Source organism: Paraburkholderia sediminicola, from assembly GCF_046027355.1.
Lineage (GTDB): Bacteria > Pseudomonadota > Gammaproteobacteria > Burkholderiales > Burkholderiaceae > Paraburkholderia > Paraburkholderia sediminicola_B.
On sequence record NZ_JAQQEK010000002.1, the window covers coordinates 501250 to 516385 of the forward strand.

Below are 15136 nucleotides of genomic sequence, written 5' to 3' on the forward strand. Positions count from 1 at the left end.
GCCGGCGATACGGTTGGCGTGGGCGGACGGAATTGCGGACGGCGAGCGCACAATCGCCCGTCCCCTCACACCCCCGAACCCGCCGGATATCCCTTCGACCGGCCGAACGCCGGTTGCTCGCGGACGGTGCGATTGAGCAGCATGGGTATTTGGTCCAGACGCAGCAGCGTCAGCGCTCCGCCATACACGAGCCCCGTATCGACGTTGATGACGTTGCCCCGAACCTTCGGCTCCCGCACCGGCGTGTGCCCGACGATGACAGCGGCCACGCCGTCGATGCGGCCGCCGGGGTCCCCCCGTCCTGAAGCAAATCGTTGCCACAGTTGCGCGAAGGCCCGCCGCATGGAAACAAGACCTGCCGCCTTGCCCGGGATCCAGCGCGAGCGATCCCAGATCACCTTTCGGCGCACCGGCCCGTTACGGTCCTCCTGTTCGAGCGCCTGAACCATCTTCGGCCACGATTGCATGGGCACATTGGCATGCACGATTCCGACCAGACCGTCGTCCGTTTCGATTTCGATCGCGTAGGGAAGGGCCGCCATATACGTCACGATGTCGTCCAACGCCGCTTTGTCGTAGGCCATATCGAACAGCCACTCTCCGCCGCTGGATCGAATCGACGCGTGCTTGCCGCCGTGGCGGTGCCACCGCACGATCGTGTCCTCATGATTGCCGCGAACCGATTGAATCCGGTATCGATCCACGAACTCGAGCACGGCCGGCGATTCGATGCCCCGATCCACCAGGTCGCCGACGGCGAACAGCCTGTCGCGAGACGGGTCGTACCGGCGCAGTTCCAGTTCTTTTCGAAGCCGGCTAAAACAGCCATGCAGATCGCCTACGACGAAGTCGCGACCGGCCGTGTTCTTTTTGAAGCGTCGCACGGGTATGAAAGTCTGCTGCATGTTTTCACCGCAATGAGGTTGACGTGAAACGACGAAAGACTTCTGGAGGGTTGCTGCGCGAAGCCCATACGGTTTCGACCGTGATCGTGTCCTCGCTGGCCGGGTTTCGCGCGCAGTCGCAACGCGTCACTCAGTGTTGACCGCCAATTGGGCGCTTTGAGTGTCGATTTGTAACGAGGTGTTGGGACGAGCATGCCGTTCCCGTCGTCCCGATCGAGCTTCAGGGCGTACGCGGCCTTGGTGGGGTGCAGGCGGAGCGGCGCCATCGTCGCATTAGTCGGGTGGCGCTGGCAGTGCCTTTTACGCTCCGTTACATGTGGCGCATGAAGGCGCTCACAGTTCATAGCCGATGTCCTCGCCGACTGTTGTGGGCGCACCCATTTGTTGGGCCCGCTCGCAGGGCTGAACAAAACCGGACGCGTTGGCCTTCTTCGCTGTTCAGGTCGCAATGGCGCGCGCGATGAGCGATGGTTTTATCGTTGCGCTTGCGAAACCGCGATACCGAGTGGGACCCCCAGTCGCTCTGATAAGCGCTACCAGCAAGGCGCAGCGCATCGTCCGAGGGCAACGGATGCATTCTTCGCGGCAACCCAAAAATTTTTCGCCGCGGCATCAATCCCAGCGTTTCATCGCACGCGAGAACGATGGGGCGATCCACCGTCAATCGCGCAATGCGCGTTACCCCACATAGCGAAGTGTGCGGATATCGCGTTTGGCCGCCGCGCCAACGCACCGCTCTCAAGCCGCCCGTCTCAGGTTTGCAACATCCCGGACGCGCCCAGTAAAACGTACTTTTGTCCGCTCAATGGCAGCAAATTTGACCGAGGCATTTGTCGAACCATTGCCAGCCAACGGTCCTACGGGTTTTCCTCCGTCCGGAAATAATGCGCGAAGCATGGCAAGCGGGCTACGCCCCGGCACTTTCCGGTGTCTCAAATCCGAGTCATCGCGTGTTGCGAACTCCCTCCCGTACCCCCCGCCGAATCGCCAATCCTTGCCCAGCAAGGCTTTGAGGCCTGCTGGCATACCTGTTGCAAATAGAGAGTCACAAAACGAAAAAACACGTTGCAGCAGGGAAGCAGCAAAGGATTCCCGGCAGCAACAGCAGTCTTCGTGAACCGCGTTCGGGGAAGTCCACGCGTTTTACGGGGTGCGGCGGGGCCAGCGAAAACGGATGTCGATAAACAACGACACGGAGATCGATACGGGGTATCGACCACTCGTGATCGTGACGAAGCAAAGCGCTGACCTCGCCCCTTTTTTCCGTCCTCGTGACGGGCTTGAACGCCGTTTCGGCGCACCTGTTTTTCAGGCGGCTGAAAACGGCACAAAACCGAAGTCAACTTTCACTCTACGGGGGTTAGCATGAAGAACATGATCCAGAAATTTCTGCGCGAAGAAGACGGCGTTGCAGCGATCGAATACGGCCTGCTGGCCGGCCTGATCGCAGTGGCGATTGTGGTGACGGTAACTGCACTAGGCACACGGCTGAGCGCCATTTTCACCATCATCCACGACTCGTTGAGCGGCGTGGTCGCTCCGGCCTGACGCGACAACAGGCGCAAAGCCGATCGCCCGCCCTGCCTCGACGGTCCTTCGGGGACAGGGTAGCGACGGCCCCGCGCCGAACGAAGCGACTCCAGTAAAGAAGGGCAATTCGATCCTTGAAACGGAGCAGGCAATGAACGGGGTTCCTTTTCCGGTTGGACCGTGCGTGATGACGCTAGTACTGGTCGCCGCACTGTGGGACATGCAAACGCGCCGGATCCCTAACTGGTTGGTGGCGGCGGGATTGATCGTGGCGATACCGGTGCAATGGTTCACACACGGCGGTGTCGACGGAATGACGATGTGGTTGGGCGGCATGCTGGCCGGCGGCGCGATTTTCCTGCCGGGCTATGCGATGCGGCTGCTGGGCGCGGGCGACGTGAAGCTGATGGCGGCGATCGGCGCTTTCTGCGGCGCTTACGGCGCACTCGAAATTGGTTTGGCGACCTGTGTGATCGGTGGAATCGGGTCGCTCGCAATATGGCTGCGGCGTCGCCAGATGCGCGCCGGACTGGGCGGGGTGGCGGCATTGCTGATCAGTTGCGCGACGCCGGGCAACGGCGCGCTGCGGCGAGCCGGCAGTGTGGCCGAAGGTAGTGCGACGGGGACCATGCCTTACGGCGTCGCGATAGCAATAGGCAGCGCATGCGTGTTGTTCGCCAGCGTGTGACGCGTGCCGGAGCTGGACAAAAAATCGGGGGTTGAAAATGAAAAACGCGCGCGCTGTAACGATGCTGCTGATCGCGACACTGGCGGGCCTCACCGCAGTGGTGTTCGCCTCGCGCTGGATGGTCTCGCAGTCGTCGAATGCCACGACCAAGGTCGTGGTGGCGGCATCCGATATCAATCTCGGTCAACGGATCGGCCCGGATTTCCTCAAGCTCACCGACTGGCCGTCCAATAGCGTGCCGCCCGGTTCGTTCACGGACATTCAAAAACTTGACGGCCGCGTGCTGAAGGAAAGCCTGCTGCACGGCGAGCCGATTCTCGAGGCGAAGCTCACGCCGGTCGGCACGCTCGGCGGCCTCTCGGCGGTGATCGGCGAAGGCAAGCGCGCCATCACCGTGCGCGTGAACGACGTGATCGGCGTGGCGGGCTTCGCGCTGCCGGGCAATTACGTCGACATCATCGTCAACACGCAGAAGGATGCCCGCGATCCAGGCACCCAACGCGATCAGAACATCTCGAAGATCGTGCTCGAAAAGATTCTCGTGCTGGCCGTCGCGCAGGAAGTGGGCCGCGACGAAACCAAGCCGAAGGTGGTCGACGCGGTGACGCTCGAAGTGTCGCCGGAACAGGCCGAGAAGATCGACCTTGCACGCAGCATCGGCACGCTGTCGCTGGTGTTGCGCAACCAGATCGATCCGAAAGCGATCGACACCGCCGGCGCCACCAAGGCCAGCCTGCTGCAAACGCCGGTCGCCGTGGTGCCCGCACCCGAACCGAAGCCGGTGCACATCGTGCGCAAGGTAGCGGCGCACGCGCCGGCCAACTGTGTGCGCGTACTCGACGGCGCTGACGCAAGACAAGAATGCTTTTGACAGGCTCGAGCCTGCAAGCCGTGACCGATGCGTGACTGATATTCAGACCAGCACGTAAAAAATGCGGCACATAACGGGGGTAGGACATGAACGCCAGAACCACTCAGCGCGCTAGCGCGCCGCAGCACCCGTTCGGCCCGCGCGAAGCGAATCCGTGCTCGCCGCGCGGCCGAACCCGGATCGCTGAAGCCTGCACCTGTGTGCTGCTGGGCATGTATCTGACGATGCTGCCGGTGGCGCAAGCGGCCGGCCAGAACGCCGCAGCAGGTGTGCCTGGCTTGCCGGAAGTGCCGCTCACGGTGGCGTCGAATGGTTCGGTGCGTCTGACCATCGCGGCCAGCGGCATGGGCCCGGGCGCGTCGTCCGGCGGCGCGCAGCAAGCTGCCCGCGGACCGAATTGCAGCGGCCCGGTTGCCGAACATAGCTCGGTGACGATCCCGGTCGGCAAATCCGCGATGGTCGATGTGCGCGAACCGGTGAAGAGCCGCACCGTCGGCAATCCGTCGATCGTGCAGGCCATGCTCGTGTCCCCGCAAACGCTTTATCTGCTCGGCTCCGACGTCGGCACCACCAACATGATCGTGCAAGGCCGCAGCGGCTCCTGCACGATCATCGACGTGAGCGTCGGCGCGGATCCGGGCGGGCTGCAACAAACCCTCGCCGCGCTGATGCCCGAGGAAACCGGCATTCAGGTCAAGGCCGCCGCCGATACGCTGGTGCTGACCGGCACGGTCTCCGACGCGGTCAAGGCCGAACGCGTGCTCGAACTGGCGCGTGCCTTCGTGGCCCGCCCGACCACCGCCTTGCAAGGCGCCGCGCCGATGGGCAGCGGCCCCTTGCCGGTCGGCGCCGCGCCTCGCGCGATGGGCATGCCGGCGCCGTCGCTCGGCAGCGCCGGCGGCGAACGCATCATCAACATGATGCATGTGGCCGCACCGCAGCAGGTCATGCTCGAAGTGAAGGTCGCCGAAGTCTCGAAGACGCTGATCGACCAGCTCGGCGTGGCGGCCAACATCAACGGCGGCATCGGCAGCTGGAGCTTCGGCCTGCTGGCCGATTACCTGTCGGGCGGACTCAGCGCGCTGACGGCATCGAAAGCAAATAACTCGCCGCTCAGGATGGCCGTCGATGCGCAGAAAACCGATCAACTCGTGAAGATCCTCGCCGAGCCGAATCTGATGGCGATCAGCGGTCAGGAAGCGAGTTTCCTCGCGGGCGGCAAGGTCTATATTCCGGTGCCGCAAAGCAACGGCTCGGGCGGCACGACCATCGTGCTGCAGGAAGAGCAGTACGGTGTCGGCCTGACCTTCACGCCGACCGTGCTCGAAGGCGGCCGCATCAACCTGAAGGTGGCGCCGGAAGTGTCCGAACTGTCGTCCACCGGCGTGGTGGTCAGCGCCGGCAACTCGAACACCACCTCGATCCTGCCGCTGATCACGACGCGGCGCGCCTCCACCACGCTGCAGGTGTTCGACGGCCAGAGCTTCGCGATCGGTGGTCTGCTGAAGAGCAATGTGACCGGCTCGATCAAGGGCTTGCCCGGCGCCGCGGAATTGCCCGTGCTCGGCGCGCTGTTCCGCAGCACCAGCTACGAACAGGACAAGACCGAGCTGGTGTTTGTCGTGACGCCGCGCCTCGCCAAGCCGCTGCCGCAGCACTATCCGCTGCCGACCGACCACTTCGGCGATGCCAGCGAAGGGAACGTGTACCTGACCGGCCACATGGAAGGCGAGAAGCGCGCCGCGCCGGTTGCAGGGGCTTCGGCACCCGCCGCGGCACCCGCACCTGCGCCGGTTCCCGCGCCCGCACCCGCTCCGAGCGCGGCTGCGTCCGTGGCTGTGATCCCGGCCGCGCCGGAAACCAGCGACTCACACGCCTCGCAGTAATGCGCGGCCTACCGGAGATCGACATGACAAGCACCAAGACACTGATCCGCACGGCGCTGTGCGCCGGCTTGAGCGCCGCGCTCGCCGGCTGCCTGAGCTCGACGCCGCACTGGGACGCGACGTTCGGCGACTCGGTCAACCAGATCAAGGAAATGCAGACGCTCAACCCGAACGCCTCGGCCAATACCGATCCGGTCGCGGGCATCGACGGCACGGCGGCCGCCGCGGCGCAGAAGAGCTATGCCAAATCGTTCACGGCGCCGCCCGCGCCGGTCAATAACTTCACGATCGGCGTCGGCTCATCGAGCGGGTATTGAAGCAGCACAACCAGGCGGCTCGGTTTAGCGCCAGCGGAGACTTACCATGATCGACACCCTTCTGATTTCGTCCAGCGCCGAGCGCGCGCCGCAGATCGCGGCGCGTCTCGAGGCAAGCGGCATCGCGTTTCGTCTGCGTACGCTGCACGGTACCGCGAAGCAGTTGCGCGTGCACGCCGCGGCGATCAAGAGCGCCGATCTGCTGATCGTCGACGACGCCGACCTGACGCCGCGCGATCTGAGCGGCGTCGAGGAGGTGCTGTCCCACCTGCCGCATCTGCATTGCATGCTGGTGACCCCCGCGCCGTCGACCACCTTGCTGATGGCGGCGATGCGCGTCGGCGTGCGGCACGTGCTGTCCTGGCCGCTCGACGACCGCGAGATCGCCGACGCGCTCGCCCACGTCTCGGCGAAGAAACACGCCGGCGTGCGCCGCGACGGCCGCGTGGTGTCGTTCACTTCCTGCAAGGGCGGCAGCGGCACCACCCTGATCGCCGTGAATCTCGCTTACGCGCTGGCCGCCTTGCGCGACAAGCGCGTGCTGCTGATCGACCTCAACCAGCAATTCGCCGACGCGAGCCTGCTGGTCGCCGACAAAGCGCCGCCTGCCACGCTCGCGGACCTGTGCTCGCAGATCGACCGGCTCGACGCCGCTTTCTTTGAATCTTGCGTGATGCACGTGCACGCGAATCTGGACGTGCTGGCCGGCGCGGGCGACCCGGTCAAATCGGGCGAATTGCGCGCCGCGCATCTCGAACGGATTCTCACGCTGGTGCGCGAGCAATACGACGCGGTGCTGATCGACGTCGGTCAGAACATCAATCCGCTCGCGATCCACGCGCTCGATCACAGCGACTCGATCTGCATGGTGGTGCGGCAGAACATTCTGTACCTGCATGCCGGCCGCCGCATGCTCGACATTTTCAAGGAGCTCGGCTATCCGGCGAGCAAGGTGAAGGTGATCGTCAACCAGTACGACAAGAACGCGCGCATCAATCTGGCGACGCTCGAAGAAACGTTCGGCGCGAAGGTCGCGCATCACTTGCCGCGCGATGAGAAGCAGGCCACCGAGGCGTTGAATCACGGCGTGCCGCTCGTCACCGGCGCGAAGGGCGGTGCACTCGCCCGGGGCATCTCGCAACTGGCCGCGCTGCTGTGGCCGTTGCCGGTTGTGGAGCGCAAGAGCGTGCTCGGCCGTCTGTTCGCCGGCCGGCCGAATTCGCCACCGCAGCTGAAGCACGGACACTGAAGTCTGGACACGCCGCCCGAATCCGTTCAGGCCAGCTTGCCATCGAAAAGAATGCGGAGAGCACCATGTCATTGCGCGAACAGTTGATGATCCAGAGCGGCACCCTGCCGTTCGACAGTGCCAGTCCCGCGACGGCCGCAGCCGGCGCGGCGGCCGACAGCCTCGCGGCGCGGCGCGCGTATCAGCAGCTCAAGATGAACATTCATCAGGCGATCATCGACCGGGTGGAGCTCGACAAGCTGCAACGCTTGTCGCCCGAGCAGATCAAGCGCGAACTGGCGCAACTGGTGGAGCGGATCGTCGACGAAGACAAGATCCCGATGAACGAACTCGAGCGCCGCCGTCTTGCCCAGGACGTGCACGACGAAATGGTCGGCCTCGGCCCGCTCGAACCGCTGCTCAACGACCCGACCATCTCCGACATTCTGGTGAACACGTCGCAGCATGTGTATGTGGAACGGCGCGGCCGCCTCGAACACACCGACGTGACCTTCTACGACGACGCGCATCTGATGAAGATCATCGAGCGCATCGTCTCGCGCGTGGGCCGCCGGATCGACGAATCCACGCCGATGGTCGATGCGCGCCTGCCCGACGGCTCGCGTGTCAACGCGATCATTCCGCCGTCGGCGATCGACGGCCCGCTGGTGTCGATTCGCCGCTTCTCGGTGAATCCGCTCACCGTCACCGACATGGTGAACAACCAGAGCTTCACGCCCTCGATGGCGCAACTGCTCGAAGCGCTGATCAAGTCGAAGCTGAACGTGCTGATTTCGGGCGGCACGGGCAGCGGCAAGACCACGCTGCTCAATCTGCTCTCCGGCTTCATTCCGGAAGACGAGCGGGTCGTGACGATCGAAGACGCGGCCGAACTGCAGATGCGTCAGCAGCACGTGTTGCGGCTCGAAACACGGCCGCCGAACATCGAAGGCAAGGGCGAAATCTCGCAGCGCTCGCTGGTGCGCAACGCGCTGCGGATGCGCCCTGACCGTATCGTGCTCGGCGAAGTGCGCGGCGCCGAAGCGCTCGATATGTTGCACGCCATGAACACGGGCCACGAAGGCTCGATGGCGACCCTGCACGCGAACACGCCGCGCGATGCGCTCACGCGTCTCGAGAACATGGTCGGCATGGCGGGTTTGACGATGCCGATCAAGGCGATCCGTCAGCAGATCGCTTCGGCGATCACGGTGGTGGTGCAGGCGTCGCGTCTGACCGACGGGCGCCGCAAGCTGATGAGCATTCAGGAAATCACCGGCATGGAAGGCGACATCATCAACATGCAGGAGATCTTCACGTTCAAGCGCACCGGCGTCGACGAAAACGGCATGATCAAAGGCTATTTCTGCGCGAGCGGCGTGCGGCCGAAGTTCTGCGAGCGGCTGGCGGGCTTCGGCATCGTGCTGCCGGACCAGATGTTCGATCCGGCACGGCGTTTCGAAGTATGAACGCGCAACGGGTTTGAGGAGAGGGACATGAACACGTCGTTTATCGGCTTTGCGGTGCTCGCGTTTCTCGCGGTCGTGCTGGCCATCGAGGCCGTCTATCTGTTCTGGAGCAGCCACCACGGCACCGGCGTCAAGCGCATGGATGAGCGCATTCGCGCGCTGTCCGCGGGTGGCAATGTGAGCAGCCAACAGCTCTCGATCCTCAAGCAGCGCATGTTGAGCGAATCGCCGTTCGTCACGAACCTGCTGCTGCGCATGCCGCGTGTGCATGCGCTCGACCGTCAGTTGCAGCAGTCCGGGCTGAAGTGGTCGGTGGCGCGCTTCATCACTTACACGTTGCTGTGCGCGGTTGCGGGCGCCTTTGCAGGCTTCGTGCTGCACGCGCCCGCGTTGGTGTTGGGTGTGTTCGCCGCCGTGGCCAGCCTGCTGCCGACCATGGTTCTGCGCCGCAAGCGCACCAAACGCGTGCGGCAACTCGAGCGCCAGTTGCCCGACGCGGCCGATCTGATCGCCCGCGCACTGCGCGCCGGGCACTCCTTTCCGGCCGCGCTCGGCATGGTCGGCCAGGAGCTGCCCGAACCGCTCGGCGGCGAGTTCGCGCTGGTGTTCGACGAGATCAACTACGGCGTCTCGATGAACGACGCGCTCCTGAACATGGTGAACCGCGTACCGGTCGAGGACCTGCGCTACTTCGTGATCGCCGTGCTGATCCAGCGCGAGGCGGGCGGCAATCTGGCGGAGATTCTCGGCTCCATCGCGGGGATCATTCGCGAGCGGCTCAAGCTGCTCGGCAAGGTGCGCGTGTTGTCGGCGGAAGGGCGCTTGTCGGCCTGGGTGCTCGCCATATTGCCGTTCGCGCTTCTGGGACTGCTGACGTTGCTCAATCCGGGTTACATCAGCGTGTTCTGGAAGGACCCGGCCGGCGTGCAGCTCGCCGGTGTGGCGATCACGATGATGCTGTTCGGCATCTTGTGGATGCGCAAAGTCGTGCGCATCCATATCTAGACCACCGCTTTCGACACGAGGAGCGCGGGCCCGGCCCGCAGACCATGAAAATAGAACAGATCGTGCTGCTGGGGGTGATGTTCCTGATCGTGTTCGGCGCGGCGCTGAAGGCGATGACGCTGCTGCGCCCCGATCCTGTGCAACGGCGCATCGAGGAACTCGGTCAGCCGGGCGTCGCCAGTGAAGCCGACGCCGGCGCGCAGAAGAGCTGGGTCGAGACCGTCACGAAGATGTCCGAGCGGGTCGCCAAATTGTCGCTGCCGAAAGAGGACTGGGACAAGTCGGCGCTGCGTCTGCGCTTCGCGAACGCGGGCATCCGCACACCGTCCGCGCCGGCGGTCTATTTCGCCACCAAGACGGTGCTGGCGCTCGCGCTGCCGGCCGTCGCGCTGATCTTTTTCGGCAATGCCTTCGAAGCCGACGAGCGCATCTATCTGCTGCTGACGGTGCTATCCGCTTCGGCGCTCGGCTTCTATCTGCCGAATCTCGTGATGACGCGCCTCGTGGAAAGCCGTCAACGTAAGCTGTTCGAAGATTTGCCCGATGCGCTCGATCTGATGACCGTATGCGTGGAAGCGGGCCTCGGCCTCGACGCGGCGATGATGCGCGTCACCCAGGAAATCGGCGTGAAGAGCCACGCGCTCAAAGACGAATTCGACATGGTGCTGCTGGAACTGCGCGCCGGCTCGGGGCGCGACAAGGCCTTGCGCAACCTGTCACTGCGCACCGGCGTGGAAGATATCGACACGCTCGCCGCGATGCTGATCCAGGCGGACCGCTTCGGCACCAGCGTGGGCGACTCGCTCCGTGTTTATACCGACAACCTGCGCACCAAGCGACGCTTGCGCGCGGAAGAGCAGGCTGCCAAGATCGCCTTGAAGCTCCTGTTTCCGCTGATGTTCTTTATCTTTCCGACGCTGCTGACAGTACTGATCGGTCCGTCGGCGATCCAGATCGTGCGCCAGCTGTTCCCAGCCATCAACAGCATGACGGGCGGTTGAACGCCAGGCATTCACCGGGGAACCCCATGTTCGCATCCAGCCCGTTTCCTGACCTCCTGCAACACGCAAGCCTGTGGTTGCGCATGTACGCGCTCGGACTGGTGATGATGGCCGCGGGCGCGGCGCTGGAACGGCGTTGGCCCGCCGCGATGTTGCAATCGCGCGCCGGACAGCGTTTCAACGTCGCCTACGCGGGCGTGTATCTGGCGATCGTGGAAGCGCTGAAGCCGCTGACGGCGGCGGCGAGTATCGCGATCGTGAATGCGCTCGGCGGCGGCCTGGTGGTTCTGAACTCGCACGGGTTGGGCGCGTTGGCTTCGTTCGTGATCGTGCTGTTGACCATCGACGTGCTCGAGTATGCGTTTCACCGCCTGCAGCACACGTGGCCCGTGCTGTGGAAGCTGCACTCGCTGCACCATAGCGCGGTCGAATTCAATATCACGGTCACGTGGCGGCACCACTGGATCGAATCCCTCATCAGGGGCTGTCTGCTCTATCCGCTCGTCGGCGTGCTGTTCAAGGTCGAACCGTGGATTGTCGCCTCGACTTCGATCGTGTTCATGTTCGGCAATTACTTCGCGCATATGAACCTGCGCGTGGACCTCGGCCGCTACATCACGTGGATCAACAATCCGCAATATCACCGCCTGCATCATTCGAACCGCCCCGAGCACTTCGACCATAACTTCACGCAACTGCTGCCGCTGTGGGATCACCTGTTCGACACCCAGTGGGTGCCGGCCAGAGAGGAGTGGCCGGCCACCGGTCTCGACGACGGCGCGCAACCTCGCTCGCTGCTGGAAGCGTTCTGCTGGCCGCTGCGCGCGCACGCCGAACGTGGCGCGGCGCTCGGCGGCAAGACCGTGCCGGTGCTGGACAAGGAGACGAAATGAAAGCCACTCGCCGGAAGGCTACCTTTGACGCAAAGGCGCGCGCGGGCAAGCGCGGACCTACATGCAAGCAGCGCGGCGTCGCCACGGTCGAGTTCGCGTTGGTCGCGCCGCTGCTGTTTTTGCTGCTGTGCATCGCCATGGATCTCGGCATCGCGCTGTGGGTCAATCTGACCATGCAATACGCCGTGAGGGAAGGCGCGCGTTATTCGGTGACGGGGCAGACCAACCTCGACCCGAACGCGACCAACCAGCAACGTTATCTGGCTGTCGTGCAGGAGATCAAGAACAGCTCGATGGGTCTCTATTCGCTCGTCTCGCCGAGTTACGTGATCACCATCAATGGCGCGAGCCAGACCTACAACACGCAGACGAGTTACAGCACCGGTATGTTCGGCAATCCCGGTGACATCGTGGTGCTGCAGATCAACTGCATCTGGCCGCTTCTCACGCCGCTGGTCAAGCCGTTCTTCGCCAACGGCAATTTCGGCTTCAGCGTCGCGGCGACGATGCGCAACGAGGGCTTCTGACATGCGAACACGTTCCTTGCGAAGCCGCCGCGCGTCCAAAGGCATCGTCAGTGTGGAAATGGCGTTGTTGCTGCCGATGCTGGTGGCGCTCGCGCTGCCGGTGTACGACATTGCGCGCAACATCCAGGCGCAGATGATTCTGATCAACGTGAGCCGCGAAGGCGCGAGTCTGTCCTCGCGCGCGTCGCTCACGTTTCCGATGCAGACCATCATGTCCTCGCTCACCGCGACCACGCCGCCGCTGAACATGACCGCTCACGGCATGATCTATATCACCGAGATCATGGGCAACAACAACTGCGACAGCAGCGGCAACAACTGCACGGGCGTGGTGGTCGCGCAGTATCGCTGGAACGGCGGCAATTACTATCCGGCGAGCCAGTTGTGGAATTGCGGCAACAGCGGCACGCGCTGGGCGACCGACAACACCGGCAGTTGCAGCGGCATTCCGGCGGCGGGGAAGACGTCGCCGGTAGTGAACCTCCTGCAAGGCAAGCTCTCCGACGGCCAGATCGCCTATGTGGTCGAGGCGTTCTATCTGCAAACACCGCTGATCGGTTCGCTGAAACTGGGCGCCGGCATCCAGACGCCCGCGCTCTCGCCGAATCTCTATGCAATGACAGTGTTCTGACCCGGCGAAAAGCCGAGCCAAATAAAAAATGCAGGACCGGGGGTAGTAATGACAACAACAGCGAAAACAACAGCGGCATTCAGAAGACGGCAGAGGGGATCGGTCAGCATTATCGTGGCGGTGTCGCTGATCGCGTTGCTGGGGATTCTCGGTCTCGCGGTGGATTCCGGTCTCGGCTACATGATCAAGGCGCGCCTCGATGCCGCCACCGACGGCGCGGTGATCGCAGCCGGCGAAGCCGTCACGCGCGGCAGCAATCAGACGGAGCAGACCAATAACGCGCAGCAGGCGGCAACGGCATTCTTCGCGGCGAACTATCCGGCGGGTTTTCTCGGCTCCAGCGTGGCGGCGGGTACGCCGTCGATCGTGTTCAATGCCGGCACGGTGACCATCGGCATGACCGCGCAGGCGAGCGTGCCGGTTACTTTCACGAAAGTACTTGGATTCAACGTGCTGAATGTGAGCGCGAGTTCGCAGGCGATTCGCAAGACGCTGGACATGGCGTTCGTGATCGATACCACGGGCTCGCTGAACACTTCCGGCGTGCCGGCCGCGGTACGCTCGAACGCGGTGGCCTTCCTCAATAATTTCGATGTGACCAACGACCGTGTGGCGCTGATGCACTTCGCCTATGGCACCGTGGTCGACGTGCCGTTCAAAGGCAATACGCGCGGTTTCGATCGCGCGACGATGACCGCCGACATCAAAAAATACTCGTTCAATGGCAGCACCAATTCGGCCGAAGCGATCTGGAACGCGCGCAACCAGTTGAATACGGTGATCACGCAGCCGTCCAGCTTGCGGGTGATCGTGTTCTTCTCGGACGGCGCGCCAAACAGTTTCTCTTCGTTCTTCACGACCAATCAGAGCGGCTGCAACAACACGGCAGGCACGATCGCGAGCCCGGACAGCGCGGGCACGATGTCCGGGCTTTACAACATGAATTCGCTCAACCAGACGCTCGGCTCGCCCTGCTACCAGAGCAACGTGACCAAGCTCGTGACGGCCATGCCGAACTGGTACAACGCGCATAACAAGAACGAACAGGTCTTCCCGATCTGGCCCGTGACCGCGCCGCGCGCCGTGCCGAACGGCGACATCACGTATGTGAACGTCAACCGCGCGTCGCGCAACCTGCTCGAAGCGATGGCCGCGGCGGCGCGTGCCGAAGGCACCTACGTGTTCACGCTCGGGTACGGACCCGAACTGGTGCAGCCCGCCGGTCCGGACAATGAAATAGGCCAGGACGTGCTCAAGTGCATGGCGAACACCGCCGATTCGCCCTCGCGCTGCTACAACTCAAAACAGCCGGTCGGCGTGTATTGCTACGCCGCGACGCCGGCGGATCTGAAGCCGTGCTTTTCGCAACTGGCTTCGCAAATCCTTCGTATTTCCAAGTGAGCGCGCCATGACACCGACGACACCTTTGCAAGACCTGCCACTCGCCGTCAGCCCGCAAGGCGCTTCGGTATCGAGCACCACGTCCGCCTCCGCGGCCGGCGAAGGCGGCCTGCGCCACGCGCTCGTGGAAGTGGCTGCGCGCCTGGGCGCCGCGCTCATGCTGAGCCTGTTCGCCTATGCCGCGATCGCGGAATGGCGCACGCAGCCGTCGCGTATCACGCTGTTATTACTCGTAGTCGCCGCGTGCTTCACGGTGGGCTTGTCGCTCTTCACGCGGGTACCGATGAAACGCGACTGGCGGCCGTTCGCCTTCTTTTGTTCGATGGGCGGCACGTACTATTTCCTCGCCGTGCGTCTCGCACCCGGCGCGCAGCTCGTGCCGGAGACCGTCGGCGCGGCGCTGCAACTGCTGGGCATCTTCTGGCAACTGTTCGCCAAGGCGTCGCTGCGCCGCTCGTTCGGCATCTTGCCGGCCAACCGCGGCGTCGTATCGCGCGGTGCCTATCGCTTCGTGCGCCATCCGATGTACCTCGGCTACTTCATAATCGACATCGGCTTTCTGCTGGTGAACTTCGGTCTGCAAAACCTGCTGGTGTACGGCTGCCAGTTCGCGTTGCAGATCGGGCGTATCGTGCGCGAGGAACAGCTTCTCTCGGCGGACGAAGGTTATCGGACCTACAAGGGCCGCGTGCGTTATCGCGTGATTCCGGGCATCTTCTAGGGCCGCAATCCTTGCGCTCGGCCATCTGGCGGCCAGCGCAAGCCCGTTATCCGCGTGAACAGG

General features: G+C 63.6%; 15 protein-coding genes. 14 read left to right on the forward strand and 1 reads right to left on the reverse strand.

The genetic code is table 11. The features are described 5' to 3' along the window. Positions 1-65 precede the first annotated feature (65 nt). Positions 66-905: a metallophosphoesterase gene (locus tag PQR42_RS05515; protein ID WP_408382921.1), complete on the reverse strand. Its 840-nt coding sequence runs from the start codon at positions 903-905 to the stop codon at positions 66-68. Between the two features lie 1365 nt (positions 906-2270). Here PQR42_RS05515 and PQR42_RS05520 point away from each other — a divergent pair. The 14 genes from PQR42_RS05520 (at position 2271) to PQR42_RS05585 (ending at position 15073) form a co-directional block, all read left to right on the forward strand. Beyond that, positions 2271-2453 (forward strand): Flp family type IVb pilin, encoded by a 183-nt coding sequence (locus tag PQR42_RS05520; protein WP_408216670.1) that lies wholly within the window; start codon positions 2271-2273, stop codon positions 2451-2453. Between the two features lie 133 nt (positions 2454-2586). Then, entirely contained in the window at positions 2587-3123 is a 537-nt protein-coding gene (locus tag PQR42_RS05525; protein WP_408216667.1) for an A24 family peptidase, read from the forward strand. Positions 3124-3160: 37 nt separating this feature from the next. Further along, entirely contained in the window at positions 3161-3994 is an 834-nt protein-coding gene (gene cpaB, locus PQR42_RS05530) for a Flp pilus assembly protein CpaB (RefSeq protein WP_408216664.1), read from the forward strand. Between the two features lie 86 nt (positions 3995-4080). Next, on the forward strand, positions 4081-5880 hold the full coding sequence (locus tag PQR42_RS05535) for a type II and III secretion system protein family protein (protein WP_408382923.1): 1800 nt from the start codon (positions 4081-4083) through the stop codon (positions 5878-5880). A 23-nt stretch (positions 5881-5903) separates the two neighbouring features. Beyond that, positions 5904-6197, forward strand: coding sequence for a hypothetical protein (locus tag PQR42_RS05540; protein WP_408216658.1), 294 nt, complete (start codon positions 5904-5906; stop codon positions 6195-6197). A gap of 46 nt (positions 6198-6243) precedes the next feature. Then, on the forward strand, positions 6244-7446 hold the full coding sequence (locus PQR42_RS05545) for a CpaE/TadZ family protein (protein WP_408382925.1): 1203 nt from the start codon (positions 6244-6246) through the stop codon (positions 7444-7446). Positions 7447-7511: 65 nt separating this feature from the next. Continuing rightward, the gene (locus PQR42_RS05550) at positions 7512-8894 is read left to right on the forward strand and encodes a TadA family conjugal transfer-associated ATPase (protein ID WP_408382928.1); all 1383 of its coding nucleotides are present in this window, start codon (positions 7512-7514) and stop codon (positions 8892-8894) included. Positions 8895-8921: 27 nt separating this feature from the next. Further along, positions 8922-9899 (forward strand): type II secretion system F family protein, encoded by a 978-nt coding sequence (locus tag PQR42_RS05555; protein WP_408216650.1) that lies wholly within the window; start codon positions 8922-8924, stop codon positions 9897-9899. A gap of 44 nt (positions 9900-9943) precedes the next feature. Continuing rightward, positions 9944-10900, forward strand: a complete 957-nt coding sequence (locus tag PQR42_RS05560) for a type II secretion system F family protein (protein WP_408382929.1) — start codon at positions 9944-9946, stop codon at positions 10898-10900. A gap of 26 nt (positions 10901-10926) precedes the next feature. Continuing rightward, positions 10927-11793 carry a sterol desaturase family protein gene (locus PQR42_RS05565; RefSeq protein WP_408216645.1) on the forward strand — a complete coding sequence of 289 codons (867 nt, stop codon included), beginning with the start codon at positions 10927-10929 and terminating at the stop codon, positions 11791-11793. Beyond that, entirely contained in the window at positions 11790-12320 is a 531-nt protein-coding gene (locus tag PQR42_RS05570; protein ID WP_408382931.1) for a TadE family protein, read from the forward strand. Before PQR42_RS05565 ends, PQR42_RS05570 begins: the two co-directional genes overlap by 4 nt. Position 12321: 1 nt before the next feature. Continuing rightward, positions 12322-12951: a TadE/TadG family type IV pilus assembly protein gene (locus PQR42_RS05575; protein ID WP_408216639.1), complete on the forward strand. Its 630-nt coding sequence runs from the start codon at positions 12322-12324 to the stop codon at positions 12949-12951. 48 nt (positions 12952-12999) lie between these two features. Beyond that, entirely contained in the window at positions 13000-14352 is a 1353-nt protein-coding gene (locus PQR42_RS05580) for a vWA domain-containing protein (protein ID WP_408382933.1), read from the forward strand. Positions 14353-14359: 7 nt separating this feature from the next. Next, complete coding sequence (locus tag PQR42_RS05585) at positions 14360-15073, forward strand: methyltransferase family protein (RefSeq protein WP_408216633.1); 714 nt, start codon at positions 14360-14362, stop codon at positions 15071-15073. Positions 15074-15136 lie beyond the last annotated feature (63 nt).